The organism is Lichenibacterium minor (assembly GCF_004137685.1).
GTDB classification, from domain to species: Bacteria; Pseudomonadota; Alphaproteobacteria; order Rhizobiales; family Beijerinckiaceae; genus Lichenihabitans; species Lichenihabitans minor.
Genome location: NZ_QYBB01000021.1, coordinates 1 through 21,618 on the forward strand (window position 1 = coordinate 1; position 21,618 = coordinate 21,618).

At 73.3% G+C, this 21,618-nt stretch carries 23 protein-coding genes; 5 read left to right on the forward strand and 18 right to left on the reverse strand.

The features are described from left to right. Positions 1 to 222: transposase (locus D3273_RS16965; protein ID WP_207210805.1), on the forward strand; the 222-nt coding region annotated here is incomplete at its 5' end. 6 nt (positions 223 to 228) lie between these two features. On the opposite strand, the gene D3273_RS16970 is transcribed toward D3273_RS16965, so the two are convergent. The 4 genes from D3273_RS16970 to mnmA form a co-directional block, all read right to left on the reverse strand. Further along, a complete protein-coding gene (locus D3273_RS16970) occupies positions 229 to 1,050 on the reverse strand; it encodes a patatin-like phospholipase family protein (protein WP_165359532.1) in 822 nt (273 codons plus the stop codon). A 180-nt stretch (positions 1,051 to 1,230) separates the two neighbouring features. Beyond that, positions 1,231 to 2,667 (reverse strand): FAD-binding oxidoreductase, encoded by a 1,437-nt coding sequence (locus D3273_RS16975; protein WP_129228087.1) that lies wholly within the window; start codon positions 2,665 to 2,667, stop codon positions 1,231 to 1,233. Between the two features lie 141 nt (positions 2,668 to 2,808). Next, positions 2,809 to 3,486, reverse strand: a complete 678-nt coding sequence (locus D3273_RS16980) for a class I SAM-dependent methyltransferase (RefSeq protein WP_245501229.1) — start codon at positions 3,484 to 3,486, stop codon at positions 2,809 to 2,811. Beyond that, positions 3,483 to 4,667: a tRNA 2-thiouridine(34) synthase MnmA gene (mnmA, locus tag D3273_RS16985; protein WP_129228088.1), complete on the reverse strand. Its 1,185-nt coding sequence runs from the start codon at positions 4,665 to 4,667 to the stop codon at positions 3,483 to 3,485. The genes D3273_RS16980 and mnmA overlap by 4 nt, the downstream gene beginning before the upstream one ends. Before the next feature lie 302 nt (positions 4,668 to 4,969). Between mnmA and sciP the strand changes: the two genes are divergently transcribed. Then, the gene (gene sciP, locus D3273_RS16990; protein ID WP_129222012.1) at positions 4,970 to 5,245 is read left to right on the forward strand and encodes a CtrA inhibitor SciP; all 276 of its coding nucleotides are present in this window, start codon (positions 4,970 to 4,972) and stop codon (positions 5,243 to 5,245) included. A gap of 154 nt (positions 5,246 to 5,399) precedes the next feature. Here the strand turns inward: sciP and D3273_RS16995 are convergent, their stop codons facing one another. The 3 genes from D3273_RS16995 to D3273_RS17005 all read right to left on the reverse strand — a co-directional run bounded on the left by D3273_RS16995 (position 5,400) and on the right by D3273_RS17005 (position 7,379). Further along, complete coding sequence (locus D3273_RS16995; RefSeq protein ID WP_129228089.1) at positions 5,400 to 5,753, reverse strand: hypothetical protein; 354 nt, start codon at positions 5,751 to 5,753, stop codon at positions 5,400 to 5,402. Positions 5,754 to 6,022: 269 nt separating this feature from the next. Next, complete coding sequence (locus D3273_RS28320) at positions 6,023 to 6,598, reverse strand: hypothetical protein (protein ID WP_165359533.1); 576 nt, start codon at positions 6,596 to 6,598, stop codon at positions 6,023 to 6,025. 70 nt (positions 6,599 to 6,668) lie between these two features. Then, on the reverse strand, positions 6,669 to 7,379 hold the full coding sequence (locus D3273_RS17005) for a phosphatase PAP2 family protein (protein WP_129228090.1): 711 nt from the start codon (positions 7,377 to 7,379) through the stop codon (positions 6,669 to 6,671). Between the two features lie 75 nt (positions 7,380 to 7,454). Between D3273_RS17005 and moeB the strand changes: the two genes are divergently transcribed. Continuing rightward, on the forward strand, positions 7,455 to 8,234 hold the full coding sequence (moeB, locus tag D3273_RS17010; RefSeq protein WP_129228091.1) for a molybdopterin-synthase adenylyltransferase MoeB: 780 nt from the start codon (positions 7,455 to 7,457) through the stop codon (positions 8,232 to 8,234). Positions 8,235 to 8,323: 89 nt separating this feature from the next. Continuing rightward, a complete protein-coding gene (locus tag D3273_RS17015; protein WP_165359534.1) occupies positions 8,324 to 8,911 on the forward strand; it encodes a carboxymuconolactone decarboxylase family protein in 588 nt (195 codons plus the stop codon). A gap of 50 nt (positions 8,912 to 8,961) precedes the next feature. On the opposite strand, the gene D3273_RS17020 is transcribed toward D3273_RS17015, so the two are convergent. The 10 genes from D3273_RS17020 to D3273_RS17065 form a co-directional block, all read right to left on the reverse strand. Further along, positions 8,962 to 9,942: an NAD(P)-dependent oxidoreductase gene (locus D3273_RS17020; RefSeq protein WP_129228092.1), complete on the reverse strand. Its 981-nt coding sequence runs from the start codon at positions 9,940 to 9,942 to the stop codon at positions 8,962 to 8,964. Then, the gene (locus tag D3273_RS17025; protein ID WP_129228093.1) at positions 9,939 to 10,877 is read right to left on the reverse strand and encodes an acetamidase/formamidase family protein; all 939 of its coding nucleotides are present in this window, start codon (positions 10,875 to 10,877) and stop codon (positions 9,939 to 9,941) included. Before D3273_RS17025 ends, D3273_RS17020 begins: the two co-directional genes overlap by 4 nt. Positions 10,878 to 10,953: 76 nt before the next feature. Next, positions 10,954 to 12,756, reverse strand: a complete 1,803-nt coding sequence (locus D3273_RS17030; RefSeq protein ID WP_129228094.1) for a gamma-glutamyltransferase family protein — start codon at positions 12,754 to 12,756, stop codon at positions 10,954 to 10,956. A gap of 105 nt (positions 12,757 to 12,861) precedes the next feature. Then, positions 12,862 to 13,734 (reverse strand): ABC transporter permease, encoded by an 873-nt coding sequence (locus tag D3273_RS17035; protein WP_129228095.1) that lies wholly within the window; start codon positions 13,732 to 13,734, stop codon positions 12,862 to 12,864. Positions 13,735 to 13,744: 10 nt separating this feature from the next. Then, on the reverse strand, positions 13,745 to 14,692 hold the full coding sequence (locus D3273_RS17040; protein WP_129228096.1) for an ABC transporter permease: 948 nt from the start codon (positions 14,690 to 14,692) through the stop codon (positions 13,745 to 13,747). A 157-nt stretch (positions 14,693 to 14,849) separates the two neighbouring features. Beyond that, complete coding sequence (locus tag D3273_RS17045) at positions 14,850 to 16,364, reverse strand: ABC transporter substrate-binding protein (protein WP_129228097.1); 1,515 nt, start codon at positions 16,362 to 16,364, stop codon at positions 14,850 to 14,852. Beyond that, complete coding sequence (locus tag D3273_RS17050) at positions 16,361 to 17,491, reverse strand: ABC transporter ATP-binding protein (protein WP_245501230.1); 1,131 nt, start codon at positions 17,489 to 17,491, stop codon at positions 16,361 to 16,363. The genes D3273_RS17045 and D3273_RS17050 overlap by 4 nt, the downstream gene beginning before the upstream one ends. Continuing rightward, a complete protein-coding gene (locus tag D3273_RS17055; RefSeq protein ID WP_129228098.1) occupies positions 17,488 to 18,492 on the reverse strand; it encodes an ABC transporter ATP-binding protein in 1,005 nt (334 codons plus the stop codon). The genes D3273_RS17050 and D3273_RS17055 overlap by 4 nt, the downstream gene beginning before the upstream one ends. Beyond that, positions 18,485 to 19,189 (reverse strand): FadR/GntR family transcriptional regulator, encoded by a 705-nt coding sequence (locus D3273_RS17060; protein WP_129228099.1) that lies wholly within the window; start codon positions 19,187 to 19,189, stop codon positions 18,485 to 18,487. The genes D3273_RS17055 and D3273_RS17060 overlap by 8 nt, the downstream gene beginning before the upstream one ends. A 194-nt stretch (positions 19,190 to 19,383) precedes the next feature. Continuing rightward, positions 19,384 to 19,794: a dihydroneopterin aldolase gene (locus D3273_RS17065; protein ID WP_165359535.1), complete on the reverse strand. Its 411-nt coding sequence runs from the start codon at positions 19,792 to 19,794 to the stop codon at positions 19,384 to 19,386. A 214-nt stretch (positions 19,795 to 20,008) separates the two neighbouring features. Between D3273_RS17065 and D3273_RS17070 the strand changes: the two genes are divergently transcribed. Then, a complete protein-coding gene (locus D3273_RS17070; protein WP_129228101.1) occupies positions 20,009 to 20,419 on the forward strand; it encodes a response regulator in 411 nt (136 codons plus the stop codon). A 160-nt stretch (positions 20,420 to 20,579) separates the two neighbouring features. Here the strand turns inward: D3273_RS17070 and D3273_RS17075 are convergent, their stop codons facing one another. Further along, a complete protein-coding gene (locus D3273_RS17075) occupies positions 20,580 to 21,581 on the reverse strand; it encodes an adenosine kinase (RefSeq protein ID WP_129228102.1) in 1,002 nt (333 codons plus the stop codon). Between the last annotated feature and the right edge of the window lie 37 nt (positions 21,582 to 21,618).

Sequence of the window (21,618 nt, forward strand, 5' to 3'; positions counted from 1 at the left end):
AAGCTCCATTCGACCAACCCGATCGAACGGCTGAACAAGGAGGTGAAGCGCCGCGCCGACGTCGTCGGCATCTTCCCTAACGAGGACTCGATCAAGCGGCTTGTCGGAGCCATCCTGCTCGAACAGAACGACGAGTGGCAGCTCCAGCACCGCTACATGACGCTCGAAACTATGGCCGGCCGCACCGACGAGCCGGCGACCTTGACCCACATCGCAGCCTGAGACCCGTCAGGAGCCGCGGTGAGCACCAGACCAAACTCCACCACCTTGACGGACGTGATCGAGGCAGTCCACCACCGCGCCCTCGTAATAGCGCGTCCCGTCCAGCGTGTAGGGGCCGTAGATGAAGGGAAACGCCAGGGCGGCGCGGAAGTGGTCGGCGGTGATGACCTCCTTGGAGAAATCGTCGATCCTTTGCGCGTCGATGTTGTAGGCGTTCATGTAGAAATACGGCGCGATCGCCTTCAAGCGGTCGAAGTCGATGATCGCTTCGGCGAAGGGCGGGGGCGCGCAGAGCCCGAGGCTGCCGGCGCCGAGGCCGCTGGGCGTCAGCGCCGCGAGGACGAAGGCCTGCAGGTCGGACCAGATCGCGTAGGGCGCGGCCGTCTCGTAGAGGCGCGCGTCCGTGCGCAGGAAGGGGTTCGCCGCCACCGCGGCCCGCCACAGGTCGGCGACGGGGCCGGGCTTGTTGAACACCTTGTAGTTGACCGGGAACCAGCGGTAGATCGAATCGGCCACGCTCATGGTCGTGACGGCCCGCAGGGCGTCGGCCGGCGCGGCCCCCTTCGGGGCCAGCCACAGCAGGCCCGCCAAGGCCCCCGCGCCCGAGGTCGACACGACGTCGAAGGTGATGCCCCGCTCGGAGAAGGCCGCCAGCGCCCCCGCCATCAGGGCCATGTTGGGCGCACCGCCGCCCAGCACGATGGCGGTGCGCGACGCGGTCTCGGCCTGCTCGGCGTTGACGGCGCTCTTGTGCTGCCGGTTGCGGCGGAACGCGCCGCGGTCGATGCGCGGGGCGGACATCCCGGCTGCGGGCGAGGTTCCAGCCATGCAACCCTCCATGTCGATCCGGGACCGGGGACGACAAACTGACGGTAGCATTCAGACGCGTGAGCGTCGAGGCGTTTCAGGGCGGCAACGGTCGCCGCGGCCACGGGATCGCCCCGCGACTCGGAAGGGCCCAGGCCCGCCGCCGCGACGGCCCGCCGCCCTCGCCCGGCGGGATGCGGATCACCCGTCCAGCGGCAGGATCTTGCCCGGGTTCATGATGTCCAGCGGATCGATGGCCGCCTTGACGGCGCGCATCATCGCCAGCGCGGCCGGCGGGTGCTCCTCGGCGAGGTAGCCCGCCTTCCCCTGCCCGACGCCGTGCTCGCCGGTGCACGTCCCCTCCATGGCCAGGGCGCGGCGCACCAGCCGGTCCAGGAACGCGTCGACGCGGGCCATCTCGTCCGCGTCGGCATCGTCGAACAGCAGGCCGAGGTGGAAGTTGCCGTCCCCGACATGGCCGACGATCGGCGCCACCAGGCCCGTGGCGGCGATGTCGGCCTGGGTGGCGGAAACGCAGTCCGCCAGGCGCGAGATCGGCACGCACAGGTCGGTCGAGATGATCTTGGCCCCGGGCCGCAGCGTGAAGCTCGCCCAATAAACGTCGTGGCGCGCCTGCCACAGGCGCGACCGGTCCTCGGGCCGCGTCGCCCAGTCGAAGGGGCCGCCGCCGAGCTCCTCCGCGATGGCGCCGAAGCTTTCCACCTGCTCGGCCACGCCCGCCGGCGTGCCGGTGAACTCGACGAAGAGCATCGGCGTTTCGGGCAGGCCGAGCTTCGAATACAGGTTGCAGGCGCGAACCTGCAGGGCGTCGAGCAGCTCGATCCGCGCCACCGGGATGCCGGACTGGACCGTGAGGATCGTCGCGTCGCAGGCCGCCTTCACGCTGGGGAAGGGGCACACGCCGGCCGCCGTGGCCTCGGGGATGCCGCTGAGCTTCAGCGTGATCCCGGTGATCACCCCCAGCGTCCCCTCTGAGCCGACCATCAGCCGCGTGAGGTCGTAGCCGGCGGAGGACTTCTTGGCGCGCCGCGCCGTCTGCATCACGTCGCCCTGCGGGGTGACGATCTCCAGCGCCAGGACGTTGTCCTTCATGGTGCCGTAGCGCACCGCGCTCGTGCCCGAAGCGCGCGTCGCCGCCATGCCGCCGAGCGACGCGTCGGCGCCGGGGTCGATGGGGAAGAACAGCCCGTGGTCGCGCAGGTGCAGGTTCAGCGCCTTGCGGGTGACGCCGGGCTCCACCACGCAGTCGAGGTCCTCGGCGTGCACGGCGAGCACCCGGTTCATGCCCGACGTGTCGATCGAGATGCCGCCGAAGGGCGCGTTGACGTGCCCTTCCAGGGACGTGCCGGTGCCGTAGGGGATGACCGGCACGCGGTGCCGGGCGCAGAGCGTCACCACTTCGGCGACTTCGGCGGTGGTGCGGGGGAACACCACGCCGTCGGGCGCTTCGAGCCGGATCTGGGTCCGGGTGTGGCCGTGCTGGTCGAGCACGGAGCGGTTGCGCGAGAAGCGGTCCCCGAACCGTTCAGCGAGGGCGCCCAGCACCGTTTCGAGCGCCGCCGCCGGGGGGCGGCGGGCCTGCAGGGCTGCGGCGCGCGCGTCGTCGTGGATCAGCATGGCCCGCTTCCTCCCGTCGTCCCGGGCCCGCGCCCGGTTCTGCTCGGCATCCTCGGCGGCGCCCCCGGGGCGACCGCCGCGGAACCCCTTCGACGCGCCGCCCCAGGCCCCGGCGAAGGGCCGGGGCCCTTCGCGGTCCCTTCAGTTTTCGCGCCGCAGCCGAACGAGGTTGAACAGGCCGAACGGGCGGATGCGCCGCCGCTCGACGAGCAGCATCCCGGGCGTCGCCCGGATCCAGTCGCCCAGCACCGCGAAGGGGAACTGCGGGTGCCAGCCGAGCGACGCCGAGCGCTTGCCGAGCCAGCCCTCCACCGCCGCCACCGGCCCGCGGTCGGCGCCGAAATGGTTGACCAGCACGATCTCGCCCCCCGGCCGCACCACGCGGCGCACCTCGTCCATCATGCGGTGCGGCTCCGGCACCACGGTGAGGACGTAGGGCACGACCGCGGCGTCGAAGCACCCGTCCGGGAAGGCGAGCCGCGTGGCGTCCATCACCAGGAGCCCCTCGACGTGGCCGAGCTTCTCGCGCACCACACGGCGCTGCGCCCCGCGCAGCATGGGCTCGGACAGGTCGATGCCGGTGATCCGCGTGCGGGAATCGAACATGGGCAGTTCGAGCCCCGTCCCCACCCCGATGTCGACGATGCGGCCGCCCGGGCCCGCGGCCCGGCTGGCGGCCTCGGCGGCGGCGGTCCGCCCCGCGCGCATCACGGCCGCGAAGGCGAGGTCGTAGACCGGGGCCCAGCGCCCGTAGGCCTCGACCACCTGCCCGGCCTCCGTGATGGCGGCCTTGTCCCTCGATCGTTCGGCGACGGTCACGCGACGGCCCTCGTTTCGCTGTCGGCCGCCGACACGGTGGCGCGCACGACGCCGCCGCCGAGCACGCGGGCCCCGTCGTCGGTGCCGTCGTAGAACACGCAGGCCTGCCCCGGCGACACGCCGCCTTCGGGCTCGGCGAGCTCGACGCGGGCCGCGTCGGCGGTCCCGCGCAGCACGGCGGCGACCGGCGGGCGCGTCGACCGCAGGCGCACCGCCACGCGGGCTCCGTCCGCATAGGCGCCGTCGCCGATCCAGTTCACGTCCCGCAGCGACACCGCGGCGGTGCCGAGCGCCGCCCGGGGCCCGACGACCACGCGCCCCCGCGCCGCATCGAGCCGCACGACGAACAGCGGCTCGCCGTTGCCCGCGGTGGATTCGGCGAGGCCGAGCCCGCGCCGCTGGCCGACCGTGTAGTTCATGATGCCGCCGTGCCGCCCGAGCACGCGCCCGCGCAGGTCGACGATCTCGCCCCCCTGCCCGGCTTCGGGCCGCAGCTTGGCGATGAGGTCGGTGTAGCGCCCCGTCGGCACGAAGCAGATGTCCTGGCTGTCGGCCTTCTCGGCGACGTCCAGGCCGAAGCCGCGGGCGAGGTCGCGCGTTTCGGCCTTGGTCAGGCCGCCGAGCGGGAAGCGCAGGACGTCGAGCTGGGCCTGGGTGGTGGCGTAAAGGAAATAGCTCTGGTCCCGGTCGCGCTCGTGCGCCCGGTACAGCGCCCGCCGCCCGCCGCCGACGGCGCGCGACGACACGTAATGCCCGGTCGCCATGGCGTCGGCGCCGAGGTCCAGCGCGGTGTCGAGCAGGTCGGCGAACTTGACGTGCTGGTTGCAGCTCACGCAGGGGATCGGCGTTTCCCCCGCGAGATAGCTGTCGGCGAAGGGCGCGATCACCTTCTCGCGGAAGCGGCTCTCGTAATCGAGCACGTAATGGGGGATGTCGAGCCGCGCCGCGACCGCGCGGGCATCGTGGATGTCCCGCCCGGCGCAGCAGCTCTTGGCCTTGGCGCCCGTCGCCGTGCCGTGGTCGTAGAGCTGCAGCGTGATGCCGACGACGTCGTACCCGTCGCGCTTCAGCAGCGCCGCGACCACCGACGAATCCACGCCGCCCGACATCGCCACCACGACCCGCGTTTCGGAGGGCGGCTTGGCGAGGTCGAGCGAGTTGGGGGCTAAAGTGTGATGCATCGGCAACAGCGGCGCGAAACCCTCGAAATCTTCCCGACGGATCTAGCCCCTTCGGCCCCCTTTATCCAGCCCCGCCGAACCTGAACGGAAGCTGGCCGGGCGACTGCGAAACGCCGCCTTTCGCGAGGGGAAAGCCTCGCGCAAGGCAGCGATCCGGCAGGTCTGGCACAGCACGAAAACAGGGCCCTTCACGCCTTCGAAACCAAAAACCTATTGAAATGCAGGGAGTTGAGGTGACCAACTCTTAAGCTGCCGCTTCTAGCTTCGGATCGTTCGCAAGAGTCGAGTTCGCGAGTGACACAATGGTAGACATGCATCGCCCCAGGGCGAAATACGTGATCGGGCCCGACGGCAGCCCCCTCACGATCGCCGACCTCCCCCCACCGTCCACCAAGCGCTGGGTCATCCGGCGCAAGGCCGAGGTGGTGGCGGCGGTGCGCGGCGGCCTGCTGTCGCTGGAGGAAGCCTGCTCGCGCTACACCCTGACGGTGGACGAGTTCCTGTCCTGGCAGATGTCGATCGACCAGCACGGCCTGGCGGGCCTGCGGACCACCCGGATCCAGCACTACCGTCAGTGACGCCCGGCGTTCGAACCGCGCGACAACGCGACGCCGGGCGCATGCGAACCGCCCGGAGGTCGCGCCGAACGCGAAAAAGCCGCCCAGGGGGCGGCTTTACGCGTTGGTCGTCGGTTCCTGCCGCCCGGCCGCCGGGGCCGGGCTCGCCGCGGGTTCAGGCCTGGCGCTGGACCAGCTGCACGCGGGACGGGCCCATGGCGGCGGCCAGGCCGTCGGCGGCGGGGGCCTCGGGGGCGGCCGGCGCGGCGGCGATGTCCATCCACTCCTTGCGGGTGGTCGACACCTCGGTCTCCTTCTTCTTCACGACCTGCGACCGCAGGGCGTTCCAGTGCTGCTCCACCATGGAGGAGATGGCCTGGCTGAGGATGGCGTAGCCGGGGTGGTCGCTGCTGGCGGTCCATTCCACCGTGACGGTGCCGGGATCGGTCACGTCGGCGGGGAACAGCTTCAAGGATTCGAGCTCGTCCAGCCGGTCGGCCAGGGCGCGAAGAAGCGAGGCTTCACTCATCGGGACTCTCCGTCTTGCTCGGGACGCCGCGCGCGGCCTGTCCCGTCCATGCTTGATCCGGGGCGGCGAACCGCCGCCCGGCGTCCCCTGGGGGCCACAGTCGACGAGTCTGACGGGCGGTGGTTGACGAAAGGTTACCGGGACGGCGGGAAATTCGGGGGTGATTCGCCCGAACTGCGGGCCTGTCCGGCCACGCGGCACGGCCCGCGCGGCGAGGAGCCGGCGGGCCGAACGGGGATGCCTTTCGGGACCTGTCCCGCGGTGCGGCGTCAGGCGGCCTGGGATTTCAGGAAGGTGCGGGTGTCGAAGGACGTGACGATCCGGTCGTAGAAGCATTCGAGCCAGTCGCGCGCTTCCCGGGCGTTGCGCTCGGCCGCATCGGCGCGGCGCTCGGCGGCTTCGGCGCGCTGGCGCAGCTCTTCGAGCTTGTTCTCGCCGCCGGCGGCCCGCACCTCCCATTCGCGCGCCTGGGCATAGGCCACCGCGATGTCCTTCTCGGCCCGGTCGGCGACGCCCTTGGCGTAGTCCTCGATCTGCTGGTAGCGCGACTGCATCAGGTCCATCGCCTTGGCGGCGCGGTTGAGCATGTCGAGCGCGGCATCGAGGTCGGGCGGGGTGATGCGGCGCGAATCCGCGGCGCGCCCGCGCTCGGGGGCCTGCTGCGGCGCGGCCGGGGCGGACTGGACCTGGGGGGCCTGGCCCTGGGCGGCCTGGCCCTGGGCGGCCTGGGGCTGCGCCGCCGTCAGCCGGAAGATGTTGTCGAGGTCCTGCCCGACGCTGCGGTCGCCCCGGGCGGCGCCGTCAGTCGTGTCCTGGGTGCGGAGGAACGGGTGATGGGGCGACATGGGGCCTCGCGAATGTCCGAAGGTCTGGTTAACTGATCGTCACTGTCGGGCCGCGTGGTTAACAAAGGGTTTAAGGATCGGCCCGCGGGCTGCGGAATCCCAGGACGGCCCGCCACACCGCGGCGATCACCAGCCAGGTGAACAGCGCCGCCAGCAGGGTGTCGGACAGGAAATGGCCGCCGAACCCCATCCGCAGCAGCCCGGTGGCGGCGGCGTAGGCCAGGGCCGCGGCGAGCGCGGCGGCGCGGAACGGGGGCGCCACCATCAGGGCCGGCGCCACGCTCCAGAACGACGAGGCCCCTTCACCGGACACGAAGGAGCAGTTGCGCGCGCAGTCCCCGCCGGGCAGTCCCACCGGCCGGAACGCATCGCCGCCCCCGAACCGGGCCACCTGCACGGGCCTCGGCCTGTGCCAATGGTCCTTCAGCGCGACGTTGACCAGCAGCCCCGGCCCGAGCGCCAGGCTCAGCGCCAGCACGAGCAGCGCGCGGCCGGTCGGCGCCGGCAGGCGCGAGCCCCGCCGCCGGAGGGCGTGGAGCGCCCCGGCGCCGAGCAGCAGGGCGAAGGGGGCGAGGGAGAACAGCCGGCGGAGCGCTTCGCCGGCGGGCGTCGCGGCGGCGAAGCGCCCGCCTCCCGCGTAGAAGAGCTCCGCCGCCGCGAGGTCGAGCCCGGGCGCGAGCGCGAACAGCGCGACGACCGCCGCCGTCAGCCCGAGCGCCAGCGCCACGCCGCGGTTCGCCACCATGAAGGGGAGCGGCGCATCCCCGGCCCTGATCCTCATCCGTCCCCCCGTTTGCGTCCCCGCCGCCCCGCGACTACAGCGGCGGGGGACCTATAGCGTGAGGGGCGCCGGCGCATGAACCTGTCGACGGAAGAGATCGAGCGCTACGCCCGCCACATCGTGCTGCGGGAGATCGGCGGCCCCGGCCAGGCGCGGCTCAAGGCGGCGCGCGTGCTGGTGGTGGGTGCGGGCGGGCTCGGCGCCCCCGTGCTGCATTACCTCGCCGCCGCCGGCGTGGGCGCGCTCGGCGCGATCGACCACGACCACGTGTCGCTGTCGAACCTGCAGCGCCAGGTGCTGTTCTCCACCCCGGACGTCGGCCGCCCCAAGGTCGAGGCCGCCGCCGAAGCGCTGGCGAAGCTGAACCCGCATGTCGCGCTGGAGCTCCACCCGCACCGCATCACGGCCGACAACGCGGAAGCGCTCGCCGCCGCCTACGACCTCGTGGTCGACGGCTCCGACAACTGGACCACCCGCTACGCCGTGTCGGACGCCTGCTTCCGGGCGGGGCGCCCGCTGGTGACGGGCTCGGTGGGCACCTTCGACGGGTCGGTGACGGTGCTGAAGCCCCACGAGACGGGCCCCGACGGGCGCCCCAACCCGACCTACCGCTGCCTGTTCCCGAGCCCGCCGCCGGAGGGCTCCGTGCCGACCTGCGCCGAGGCCGGCGTGCTCGGGGCGTTGACGGGCCTCGTCGGCTCGCTGATGGCCCTGGAAGCCATCCGCTGCATCGTCCCCTTCGGCGACGGGCTGCTGGGCCGGCTGCTGCTCGTCGACGCGCGCTCGATGCGCTTCGAAACGCTGCGCTACGGCTGGGACCCGGACAACCCGCTGAACGGCGCCGCGGGCGCCTGACCGGCGGGCCAGCCCCCGTCCCGGCTCGCCGAAGCCCGCGCGAAACCCAAGACAGGTCGGCGGCCGTCCCGCGACCCACAGGAGCCACCATGCGAACGCCACCGATCCCCCCCGCCGACATGGACCCGGACCTGCGCGAACTCCACGACGACATGGCCGCCGGGGTGGCGAAGCACCTCAAGGGCTTCGTGTCGACGCGGGCCGACGGCGCGCTGGTCGGCCCCTTCCCGGCGCTGCTGCGCTTTCCCCATTTCGGCGGGCCGGCCTGGGACTACACCAAGGCGCTGATCCACCATTCGACGCTGCCGAAGCCCGCCCACGAGGTCGCCATCCTGGTCACGGGCGCGGCCTTCAACAGCCGCTACGAGCTTTACGCCCACGAGCGCGTCGCCGACGGCGCCGGCCTGTCGCCGAACAAGATCGCCACCATCGCGGCGGGCGGGCGCCCGGCCGACCTGACGGAGGAGGAAGCGGCGGCCTACGACGTCGCGGCGGCGCTCGCCGCCGGCCGGCAACTGCCCGAAAGCACGTACCGGCGCGCCGTCCGGACCTTCGGCGAGGAGGGGACGGGCGAGCTCGTCTACCTCGTGGGCGGCTATTGCCTGGTGTCGGTGCTGCTCAACGCCTTCGACATGTCGGTGCCGGGGCGCGAGGAAGGGCTGCCGACGGACCCGTGACGCGCGGGCCGGGTCGGGGGCGGTCCGGTCGACCGCGGCGCGGTGGACCGTCAGCCGCCGGCGGCGGCCGGCGCCGCGTAGACGCCCACCGGCGCGTTGAGCGCCGTGGCGGGCGTGCCGCCGGCGAGCGCCTCGATCACGATGGCGGCGGAAGCCGCCGCCATGCGCCGCAGGGCCTCATCGGTGGCGCCGCCGAGATGCGGCGTGAAGATCACCCGGTCCGTGGCCGCCAGCGGCCCGCGCGGCGCCTCGTGCGAATACACGTCGAGCCCCGCCGCGGCGACGCGGCCGTCGGCCACCGCTTCCGCCAGCGCGGCCTCGTCCACCAGCCCGGCCCGGGCGGTGTTGACCAGGAGGACGCCGGGCTTGACCCGCGCCAGCGCGGCATGGCCGATCATCCCCCGCGTTTCGTCGCGCATCGGCGTGTGCAGCGACACGAGGTCGGCCTGCGCCAGCCCCTCCTCCAGCGTCGCCACGCGCGGGAAGCCGCCCGTGTCGGCGGCACGGGGCGAGAACACCAGCACCCGCATGCCCAGCGCCGCGTGGAGCATGCGCCCGAGCCCCGCCCCGGTGGCGCCCCAGCCGACGATCAGCGCCGTCTTGCCGCCGAGTTCGGCCGACCTGTGGCGCTCGCGGAAGCCGCGCTTCCCCGCCCGCTCGTCGCGGTCGGCGGCGGGCACGAGGCGCGCCGCCGCCAGCGCCAGCCCCAACGCCAGCTCCGACACCGAGCGGGCGTTGTGGCCCGGCGCGTTGCACACGAGCACGCCGGCGCGCGTCGCCGCCGCCTTGTCGACCGCGTCGTGGCCCGCGCCGTGGACCGCCAGCACGCGCAGCCCGTCCGCCGCCGCGAAGCAGGCGGCGGAGAAGCCGAAGTCGCGCGTGACCGCGGCGACGCAGCCGGGCAGCAGCCGGGCCACGGCCCCGGTCGAGGCTTCGGGGCAGAGCACGGGCTCGATGCCGGCGTCCCGCAGCCTGTCGAGCCCGTCGGCGTGGACGGGCTGGACGATCAGGCAGCGCGGGCCGACCGTCACAGGAGGTCCTTGGCGAGCAGCATGTGGACGCCCTTGTTGCCGTCGACGAGCTGCGTCACGCGCAGGTTCCCGGCCAGCGAGCACAGCATGTAGGCCTGGTTGCGGGTGAGGCTCGTGCGCCGGCACACGTGGTCGACCATCTCGCGCACCGCCTGCCTGGCGGCGTCGTCGAGGTCCTCGTCGAGGCCGATCGACATCAGGTGCGCCGGCGTTTCCGCGAAGGGACGCTCGAGCGGCATGTCCTTGCGCACCGTCAGCCGGAACGTGCCGGTGACGCCCGTTTCCAGCGCGGTGATGCAGACCTCGCCGTCGCCCTGCACGCCGTGGCCGTCGCCGGCGAAGAACAGGGCGCCGGGGTTGAACACCGGCAGGTAGAGCGTCGTGCCGGCCTTGAGCTCCTTGTTGTCCATGTTGCCCCCGAAGGCGCGCGGCACCGAGGAGCCGCAGCGGCCCCAGGCGGGCGGCGGCGCCACGCCGAGGATGCCGAAGAAGGGCTCGAGCGGGATCGCGGTGCCCCAGGGCATGACGCAGACGCCCCGCGCATGGTCGACCTCGGGATGGATCGTCTCGTAGGACGTGAACTCGTCGGGCAGCGTGCCGAGCAGCGGCAGGATCGACACGAAGCCCCAGTCCTGGCTGACCCGCACGTCGAGGATGTCGATCTGCAGGGCGTCGCCGGGCTCGGCGCCCTCGACGAAGACCGGCCCGGTCATGAAATGCGGGCCGAGGCCCTGCGCCATGCCGTCGAGGGCGGCGCGGTAGGCCGGGGGCACGCGGGACGGATCCGGCGGCAGGCTCGCCGCGCCGCCGGCCGGGAAGGAGCCGAGCGTGACGGTGTCGCCCGAGGCCACGCGCAGCACGGGCGGGGCGGCGGGGTCGAGCGTGCCCCACACCATGTGGTCGTGGGTGACGGGGATGTCGTGGTGGGTCGGCATGACGGCTCCTGTTTCCCTTCTCCCCCGCCCTCGGAGGAGGTGGCCGGGCGGAGCCCGGCCGGGTGATCGATGCGCTCTACCGCCCCGCCGCGTAGCCCTGCATGCCGCGCGGGTTGGCGCCGGCGCGCATCAGGCCGTCCGGGTCGCGCGAGGCCGCGACGAGCCGCCCTTCCGACCAGGGATCGCCCACCTCCAAGGCGTGGCCGCGGCGGCGCAGCTCTTCCACCGTCGCGGCGGGCAGGCGCGATTCCACCACGAGCCGGTTCGGGCGCGACTTCCGCGGCCAGAAGGACGACGGGAAATGCTCGGAATGCCAGGCCGGCGCGTCGATGGCCTCCTGCAGGTTCATCCCGGCGTGGACGTGGCGCAGGAAGAACTGGGGGATCCACTGGTCCTGCTGGTCGCCGCCCGGCGTGCCCCAGGCGAGGTACGGCTTCCCGTCGCGCAGCGCCAAGGTCGGCGACAGCGTGGTGCGGGGCCGCCGGCCGGGCGCGAGGGACGACGGCCGCCCGTCCTCCAGCCAGAACATCTGGGCGCGGGTGCCGAGGCCGAAGCCGAGGCTCGGGATGACGGGCGAGGACTGCAGCCAGCCGCCCGAGGGCGTCGCCGCCACCATGTTGCCCCAGCGGTCGACGACGTCGAAATGCACCGTGTCGCCGCGGGTGGTGCCGAGCCGCCCGACCGTGGGCTCGCCGGCGCCCGACGACCCCACGGCGACCCGGCCCTCGTCGGTGGCGCGCGCGTCGACCGGGCCGCCGAAGCCCGGGATCGTGCCCGGGCGCAGCTCGGTCGAGGCCCGGCTGCCGATGAGGGCGCGGCGCTCGGCGTTGTAGCTGTCCGACAGCAGCACGTCGCCCGGCACGGGGACGTGGGCGGGATCGCCGTAGAAGGCTTCCCGGTCCGCGAAGGCGAGCTTGGAGGCTTCTACCACGAGGTGGACGAAATCGGGGCCCGTCGGGTCGAGCCGGTCGAGGTCGAAGCCCTTGAGCAGGGCGAGCTGCTGCAGTGCCACCGGCCCCTGGCTCCAGAAGCCGGCCTTCAGCACGCGGTAGCGGCCGTAGTCGAGCCCGACGGGGGCTTCGACGGTGGCCTCCCACCCCGCCATGTCGTCGCCGGTCATCACGGCGCGGTTGGCGCGGCCGGACACGTCCATCACGTCCTCGGTGCGGCACCAGCGGTCGATCGCTTCGGCGACGAAGCCGGAGGACCAGGCGCGGCGGGCGGCGGCGATGCCGGCCTCGCGGGAGCCGGCGGCCTCGGCTTCGCGGGCGATGCGCTCGTAGGTGTCGGCCAGGGCCGGGTTGCGGAACAGCGTGCCGGGCTCGGGCACGGCGCCGTTCGGCAGGTACACGTCGGCCGACGTCGTCCAATGGTCGCGGAACAGCCCTTCCACGGTGCGGATCGTCGCCGCGGTGCGCTCGACGATGGGCTGGCCGTGGCGGGCGTAGCCGATGGCGGGGGCCAGCACGTCGCTCACCCCCATGCTGCCATGGCGGAGCAGCATCAGCATCAGCGCGTCGAAGGTGCCCGGCACGCAGGCGGCCAGCATGCCGGTGCCGGGGATGAGGTCGAGCCCGAGGTCGCGGCAATGCGCGGCCGTCAGGCCGGCCGGCGCGGGGCCCTGGCCGCAGATCACCTCGGCCTCGGGGGCGCCGGCGGCGTGGAGGATGAGCGGCGCATCGCCGGCGGGGCCGTTGAGGTGAGGCTCGACGACCTGCAGCGCGAAGGCCGCCGCGCAGCCGGCGTCGAAGGCGTTGCCGCCCCGCTCCAGGATCGACATGCCGACCGCCGTGGCGATCCAGTGCGTGGTCGACACGACGCCGAAGGTGCCCTGAATCTCGGGGCGGGTGGTGAAGCGGCCGGGGTTGATGTTGCTCATGGCGCTCTCGACTGAACTGGAGTCCGAAGGGCTGCCCCTTCGGCGGGTTTCAGGGCGGGGCCCTGAGCTGGTCTCGTGATGGAGGGGAGCGGCGGGCGCCTGCCTTCACCCTTCCTTGGGATCGAGCGCGTCGCGCAGGCCGTCGCCGAGCAGGTTGAACCCGAGCACGGCGGCGAAGATCGCCGCCCCCGGCGAGATCGACATCCACGGCGCCGCATCGAGGAAGTTCTTCGCCGTGTTGAGCATCGAGCCCCAGGAGGGCGCCGGCGGCTGCTGGCCGAGCCCCAGGAAGGACAGGCTCGCTTCCGCGATGATGGCGCCCGCGATCGCCAGCGTCGCCTGCACCACGATGGGGGCGAGGGCGTTGGGCAGCACGTAGCGCAGGATGATCCAGCGGTCCGGCAGGCCGATGGCGCGGGCGCCCTCGATGTAGTCCTCCGCCTTCACCGCCAGCACCTGCCCGCGCGTCAGCCGCGCGAAGATCGGCATGGCGCTGAGCCCGATGGCGATCATGGCGTTGCCGAGGCTCGGCCCCAGGAAGGCGCCGAGCGCGATGGCGAGCACCAGGAACGGGCAGGACAGCAGCGCTTCCACCACCCGCGACAGCACCGCGTCGATCCAGCGGCCGAAATAGCCCGACACGAGCCCGACCGGCACGCCGATGCCGAGCGCGATGGCGACCGAGATGCAGCCCGCCAGCAGCGACGCCCGCGCGCCGAACACCAGGCGGGACAGGATGTCCCGCCCGAGGTCGTCGGTGCCGAACCAGTGCGCCGCCGAGGGCGCCTTGCGGATCAGCAGGAAGTTGGTCTTCAGCGGGTCGTAGGGGGCGATCAGCGGCGCCAGCACCGCCACGGCGACGAACAGCGCCACCACGACCGCCCCCGCCACGGCGGCACGGTTTCGCAGAAACGCCGCGAGCCCGCGGCTGCGGGGGCGACGCGGCACGGCACGGGCCGGCAGGGCGACGTCGGTCATGCTGCGGACCTCAAGAACTTGCCCTCATGCGCGGGTTGATCAGCACGTAGAGCACGTCGGCGAGCAGGTTCAGCCCCACGAAGGCGCAGGCGACGCAGAGCACCACGCCCTGCACCACCGCGTAGTCGCGGGTGAAGACGGCGTCGACGATCATCTTGCCGAAGCCCGGGATGGTGAAGACCTGCTCGGTCAGCACGGCGCCGCCGATCAGCTCGCCGAACAGCAGCGTCACCAGCGTGACGATGGGCACGAGGGCGTTGCGGAAGGCGTGCTTGAGGATCACGGCGGGCGACAGCAGACCCTTGGCGCGGGCGGTGCGGATGTAGTCGGCGCGCAGCACCGCCAGCATGGCGCCGCGGGTGTGGCGCATCAGCGAGGCGCTGAGCGCCGCCCCGATGACGAGCGAGGGCATCAGCAGGGTGCGGAGGTTCTGCAGCGGGTCCTCCCACAGCGGCGCGAAGCCCGAGGCCGGCAGCCAGTGCAGCTTCACGGCGAAGAGCAGGATCATCAGCACGCCGAGCCAGAAGGACGGCACCGAGATGCCGGCCAGCGCCACCACGTTGGCGGCGAGGTCGGTCGCCGTGCCCTTGCGCACCGCCGCGATCACGCCGGCCGGGATGCCGATGAGCAGCGCGATGCCCATGGCCAGCACGGCGAGCTCGACCGTGATGGGCAGCTTCTGCCCGATCATCTGCGTGACCGGCTGCTCCGTCTTCAGCGACACGCCGAGGTCGCCGTGCAGCACGCCGCCGATCCAGTGCAGGTATTGCACCGGCGCGGGGTCGTCGAGGTGGTATTTGTGGCGCAGCATCGCCAGCGTCTCGGGGCTGCGCTCCTCGCCGGCGAGCGCCAGCACGGGGTCGCCCGGCAGCAGCTTCTGCAGCGAGAAGGTGAAGAGCGACACGAGGACGAGCGTCGGGATCGCGAGGGCGAGCCGCCGGGCGATGAAGCTCAGCACGGGGGACGTCCCCTTCTCCCCCTCGCGCGAAGCGGTGTCGGCGCGCGGCCGCGACGGATGGGGGAACACGCGACCGTGGCGGCTCCCCTCCTCCGCTTCCGCCCCGCAGAGGCACCGTCCCCGGCAGGCGGGAGAAGGGCGCGCGTGCGGGATGCGCTCACTTGTCCAGCGTCACGTTCTGCAGCCGGATCATGCCGTCCGGATGCGGCACGAAGCCGTGCAGCGCCTTCGTGGCGCCGAAGATGCGCGGCTCGAAGTCGAGGTAGGTGATGGGCTTGTCGTCCTCGACGATCTTCATCGCGGCGGCATATTTCGCCTTGCGCTCGGCCGGGTCCGTCACACCGCGGGCGCCGTTGAGCAGCGCGTCGACCTCGGGGTTGCAGTACTTCATGTCGTTGAGGCCACCCTTGCAGGTGACGAACTGGTGGATGTTGCCGTCCGGGTCGACGCGGCCGGACCAGGCCACCATCGTGGTTTGGAAGTTGCCGGCGCCGTTCTGCGACAGGAGGGTGGCGAACTCCGTCGTTTGGAGCTGGAGGTCGAAGCCGGCCTCGGCCACCATGGCCTGGATCACCTGGCCGAGCTGCTGCGCATCCGTGCTGTTGGCCACCGTCATCTTCACCGTCAGGGGCGCGGTCACGCCCGCGGCCTTGAGCAGCGCCTTCGCCTTATCGACGTCGCGGCCCGGCACGGGCTGCTCGAGGTGATAGGGGCTGGCCGGGGCGAAGGGCTGGTAGCCCGGCGTGAAGCGGCCCTCGTAGACGGCACCGTTCAGCGCGTCGCGGTCGATGGCGAGGTCGAAAGCCTGCCGCACGCGCTTGTCCTGCCCCAGCGGGGTCTTGGCGTTGTCGCCCGTGACGTTGAACTCCAGCGTCATGAAGCCGAGGCCCGGGATCGACAGCACCTGCAGCTTCGGGTCGGCCTGCGCGGTCTTCACGTCGGTGGCGGCCATGCGCTCGATCATGTCGAGGCCGCCGGACTGGAGGTTGGCGAGCCTGACCGTCGTGTCCGGGATCGGCATGAAGGTGACGCGGTCGAAATGGTAGGCGCCGGCGTTCCAGTAGTTCGCGAACCTGTCCAGCACGATGCGGTCCTGGGCGACGCGCTCGGTGAACGTGAAGGGGCCGGAACAGACCGGGTTGGCCGTGGGGTTGCCGGTGGCGGTCGCCTTCGGCGCCATCATCATGCCGGACCGGTCGGTCAGCTGCGCCACCAGGGCGGCGTCCGGCTGCTTCAGCACGAGGTTCACCGTCAGGGGATCGACGACGTCGACGTGGTCGATGCTGGCGATCTCGCTCTTGCGCAGGCTTTCCGGCATCGTGCGGTAGCGGTCGAGGTTGAACTTCACCGCTTCGGCGTCGAAGGGCTCGCCGTCCTGGAACGTCACGCCGGGGCGGAGCTTCAGCGTCAGGGTCTTGTTGTCGGCCGACCACGTCCAGGACAGGGCGAGCTGGGGCACGAACTTCAGGTCCGGCGTCGTGTCGATCAGCTTGTCGCAGAGCGACGCGAAGACGATGCGGCTGACGTAGGAACGGGCGCGGGCGGGATCGAGGAAGTCCGGGTCCTCCTGCAGGCCGATCCTCAGGCCCGGCGCCGCCGCGGCGCCGTGGGCCCCCAGCAGCGGGGCGGCGAGGAGGAGCGCGGCGAGCGATAATCCGGTCGTCTTCGTCATGGGGCAGGTCCTCGGGATGGGGCGGGTTCGGCGGGGGCGGCGGCCTTCGACCGCGCCTCGAAGAGGGCGAGGCGCCGCGCGAAGGCGGGCGACGGGAGTGCGGCGCGCGCGCCGGCGCCGGCGCCCGCGAGCTCGGCCCAGAAATGGCACGCGACGGCGCGCCCTCCCGCGGCGAGTCCGCCGCCCGCCACCTCCTCCAGCGCGGGCTGGAGCTCGCGGCAGACGGGCCGCACGTGCGGGCAGCGGGTGTGGAAGCGGCAGCCGGGCGGCGGCCGCGTGGCGCTGGGGATGTCGCCTTCGAGCAGGACGCGGGCCTTGCGGGCGCGCGGGCTCGGGTTCGGCGCGGAAGCGAGCAGCGCCTGGGCGTAGGGGTGGAGCGGGTCGTCGAACAGCGCGTCGACGGGCGCCAGCTCGACGATCTGCCCGAGGTACATCACGGCGACGCGATCGCTCATGTGGCGGATGACGCCGAGCCCGTGCGCCACCACCAGGAGCGTCAGGCCGAACTCGGCCTTCAGGTCCTCGAGCAGGTTGACGACCTGCGCCTGCACCGACACGTCCAGCGCCGACACCGGCTCGTCGCCCAGCAGCAGCTTCGGCCGCGACGCCAGGGCCCGCGCGATGCCGATGCGCTGGCGCTGGCCGCCCGAGAACTCGTGCGGGTAGCGGTCGCCGTGCTCCGGCCGCAGCCCCACCCGGCGCAGCAGGGCGGAGGCTTCGGCGCGGCGGTCCGCGCGCGACAGGTCCCCCTGCAGCCAGATCGGCTCGCCCACGATGTCGGCCACGCTCATGCGCGGGTTGAGGGACGCGAAGGGGTCCTGGAACACGATGCCGAGCTCGCGCCGCAGCGCCCGCCGCTCGGCCGCGGGGAGCGCGCCGACGTTGCGGCCGGCGTAGAGCACGTCGCCGGCGGTCGGCGGCATCAGGTCGAGCATCAGCCGGCCGAGCGTCGACTTGCCCGAGCCGGATTCGCCCACCAGCGCCAGGGTTTCGCCCCGCCGCACCCGCAAGCTGACGCCGTCGACCGCCCGCACCGCCGCGGGACGCCCGAACAGCCGGCGCCGGCCGGCGAAATGCTTCGTCAGCGCGACGGCTTCGAGAATGGGGCGCTCGCCGGACAGGATCACGCGGCGGCTCCCAGCGATTCGAGCGGCGCGTGCCAGCAGGCGGCCCGGTGCGCCGGGCCGAAGGCGCGCTCGGGCGGCCGCTCGGCCGCGCAGCGGGCGTCCGCGAAGGGGCAGCGGGTGGCGAAGCGGCAGCCCGGCGGCAGGTCGGCCGGCAGCGGCACGGCGCCCGGGATGGTGGCGAGCCGGCCGGTCCGGCGGCCCAGCGCCGGCATCGAGCCCATCAGGCCGATCGTGTAGGGGTGCTGGGGATCGTCGAAGATGTCCGTCACCGGGCCGGCCTCGACGGCGCGGCCCGCATACATCACCGCCACGTCGTCGGCGACCTCGGCCACGACGCCGAGATCGTGCGTCACGAGGATCATGGCCGCGCCGGTGTCCTTCTGCAGCTGCGCGATCAGCGACAGGATCTGGGCCTGGATGGTGACGTCGAGCGCCGTGGTGGGCTCGTCGGCGATCAGCAGCTCGGGATCGTTGCTGAGCGCCATGGCGATCATGGCGCGCTGGCGCATGCCGCCGCTGAGCTCGTGCGGGTAGGCCCGCAGCCGTTCGGCCGCGGCCGGGATGCGGACGAGGTCGAGCACCTCGCGCGCCCGGGCGAGGCCTTGCGCCCGCGTCACGCCCCTGTGGCGCACCACCGCTTCGGCGATCTGGTCGCCGACCGTGAAGGCCGGGTTCAGCGACGTCATGGGCTCTTGGAAGACCATGGCGACGCGGTTCCCGCGCAGGTCGGCGCGGGCGCGGGGCGGCATGCTCAGGAGGTCCACCCCGCCCCCGGCGGCGGCGAACAGGGCCCGGCCCGACACGCGCGCCGCGGGCGGCAGCAGCCCCATCAGGGCCAGCGACGTCACGCTCTTGCCGCAGCCCGATTCCCCGACGATCGCCAGCGTGCGGCCCCGGCCGACCGCGAAGCCAACGCCGTCGACCACGGCCGCGGGGACGCCGGGAAAGCGCACCGTGAGGTCCTCGACGCGGAGGACGGGGGCGGCGGCGGGCTCAGGCATCGCCGGCACCCGCGACGAGGGCGTCGCGCAGCGTGCCGATGTGGTGGCGCATCACGCGGGCGGCTTCCGCCGGGTCGCGCCGCGCGATGGCGTCGGCCATCGCGAGGTGCTCGTCGGCGCTGCGCCGCAACCGGTCCGGCGTGCGGACGCCCGCCCGGGCGCCCTGCCAGGCGGGGTCGCGGCGGATGCGGTCGACCATGACGAAGAGGTCGAGGAACAGCCGGTTGCCGGCCGCCTCCGCGACCGCGCGGTGCAGCGCGCCGTCCCAGTCCTCGATCTCGGGCGGCGGCCTGTCGACCGTCTGGGCGACGGTGCGTCGGGCGAGGCTGCCGATCAGCGCGGCCTGCTCGGGGGTGGCGCGCTCGGCCGCGAGCCTGGCCAGCTCCGGCTCGATCGACAGCCGCACCTCCATCACCTCGACGAAGCTGGTGCGGGCCGCCATGCGGTGCACGGTGGGCACCACGACGGCCGGCGCCGGCCCGGGAAACGTGCCCTTGCCCTGCCGCCGCCACACGCGGCCCTCGGCGGCGAGCTCGGCCAGGGCCTGACGGATGGCGCGGCGCCCCACGCCGAAACGGGACGACAGGTCGCGCTCGGTCGGCAGGGGGCGGTCGGGAAAGCGGCCGAGTTCGAGGACCAGCGCGCGCAGGCCGGCCGCGGCGGCCGACGGGGGGTTCGGGAGGGGGGCGGTCTCCATCCCTCGAACCTATGCAGATTGGTTCGCGCCGGCAATCGTCCGGCCCGTCCCGCCCTGCGGGAATGTTGGGCGGATCGCGAAATTGCATGCACATAAAGCGGCGGCGCTGCCGCTCCGCGCGCCACGGGGCGAACGGGGCCCCGGCTGAGGGTTCGACGGGCGGCGGGCGCGAAGGCGCGCCGCCGCCCCGGCCGTCAAGCGTCGCGGCGCGTCCGGAGCACCCGGATGCCGACGCTGCGGCAGTCCGGATACACGTCGACCTTGCGGACGTAGACTTCCACCGCCGCCACGTCGCGCGGCTTCAGGCACAGGGCCGCGACCCGCTCGGCCAGCGTTTCCTGGAGATCGACGTGCGGCGCGCCGGCCAGGGCCGCGATGTCGCGGTGGATCGCGTCGTAGTCCACCACCTCGGCCAGGCGGTCCGCGCCCAGCGGGGCCGCGGGGACGACGAGAAGCTCGGCCGAAACCCGCACCCGCTGCGGCGCGTGCCGCTCGCTCTCGTAGGCGCCGATGCGGACCTGGAGCTCGATGTCCTCGAACACGATGACGCGGGCCGCCTCGTCGTTGGACAGCAGCGCGGCCCTGAGGCTCGGAAAGGATGACACGGGCGGCTCCGTCGGCGTGGCGGCAAGGCCCCGACCATGCCGCATCGGGCCCCGTGTTTCCACCGGCCGCAGGCGCCGGGCGGGCTCGGGCCGCGAGCGGCTCCGCCCTCGCGGGCGAAGGCGGACCGAAGCCCGCCGCGGCGGTTGCGCGGGCGGGCCCCGGCGCTGCTAATGGGGCGGACGACGCCGCCCCTGCCCTTCGGGTCCCTGCCCCATGCCCCCCTCGACATCGGACGCTCCCCTGGCCGGCCGGCGCATCCTCGTGGTGGAGGACGTGTATTTCGTCGCCGACGATATCGCGGCGGCGTTGCGGGGCGCCGGCGCCATCGTGGTCGGGCCGGCGCCGAACGGGCCGGCAGCGCTGTCCCTCATGGCGTCCGAGCGGCTCGACGCCGCCGTGCTGGACATCAACCTGCACGACGAGGCCGTGTATCCGGTGGCCGAAGCGCTGCGCGCCCGCGGCACGCCCTTCGTGTTCGCCACGGGCTACGACCGGTGCTCCATCCCGGCGTCCTACCGGGGCGTGCCGCTGTGGGAGAAGCCGTTCGATTCCGCGGCGCTGATCCGGTCCCTGCCGGCCCTGATCGACGCCGTCGGCGGCCGTCGGGATCGCCCGACAGCGTGAAGGCGCCCGCCGAAGCGGGCACCGGGGGCTCGGGATGGGTGAAGGCGTCGGACTCGCGCCCGAACGCCCTTCGACGACATCGATGGATTCCCCTCCGCCTTCGCGGGGAAGGGCGTCCATCCACGGCCTTTCAGCCCGGGAAACCCGCGTGGCGGGCCTTTCAGCCCGGGAAGCCCGCGTGGCGGGCCAGGTCGGCCAGGTCGGCCACGGGCCGGGCGCCGACGTGGGCGATGATTTCGGCGGCCGCCAGGGTGCCGAGCCGGGCGCAGTCGGCCGGGTCGCGCCCCCGCGCCAGCCCCGCCAGGAAGCCGGCCGCGAACAGGTCGCCGGCGCCGGTCGAATCCACCACGGCTTCGACCGGCGAAGCCGGCACGCCGCGCACGCGGCCGGGCTCGACCACCACGGCGCCCGCGGCCCCGCGCGTGACGGCGGCGAGCCCGCAATCGGCCCCGAGCGCCGCCACGGCGGCGTCGAAGTCCAGCGTCTCGTAGAGGGCCAGGAGCTCGTCCTCGTTGCTGAACACGATGTCGACCTTCTTCGAGCGGATCAGGTCGAGGAACTCGGCCCGGTAGCGGCCGACGCAGAAACTGTCGGACAGCGACAGCGCCACGCGCCGCCCCGCCGCGTGGGCCAGTTCGGAGGCCTTGCGGAAGGCGTCCTTGGCGTGGGGCGGATCCCACAGGTAGCCTTCGAGGTAGGTGACGCCCGCGGACGCCACCAGCGCCGGGTCGACGTCGGCGACCGTGAGGTTCTGGCACGCGCCCAGGTAGGTGTTCATGGTGCGCTGCCCGTCGGGCGTCACCAGGATGTAGGAGCGCGCCGTGGCGGGGCCGTCGGCGGCGGGGGATGTGGCGAAGCCGACGCCGGTGGAGCGCAGGTCGCGGGTGAAATACCCGCCCACCTCGTCGTCCCGCACCTTGCCGACGAAGGCGGCGGCGGCGCCGAGCATCGCGGCGCCGACCGCCGTGTTGGCGGCGGAGCCGCCCGACACGATGACGGTGGACCCCATGGCGGCGTAGAGGGATTCGGCGCGGGCCTCGTCGATGAGGTTCATGCCGCCCTTGGCGATCTCCCGCCCCGCCAGGAAGGCGTCGTCGACGGTGGCGAGGACGTCGACGATGGCGTTCCCCAGGCAGAGGAGGTCGAGGGCTCTGGCGGTCATGCGGGCTCACGGGGTGGAGGAGGGCGTCGCCGCGTCT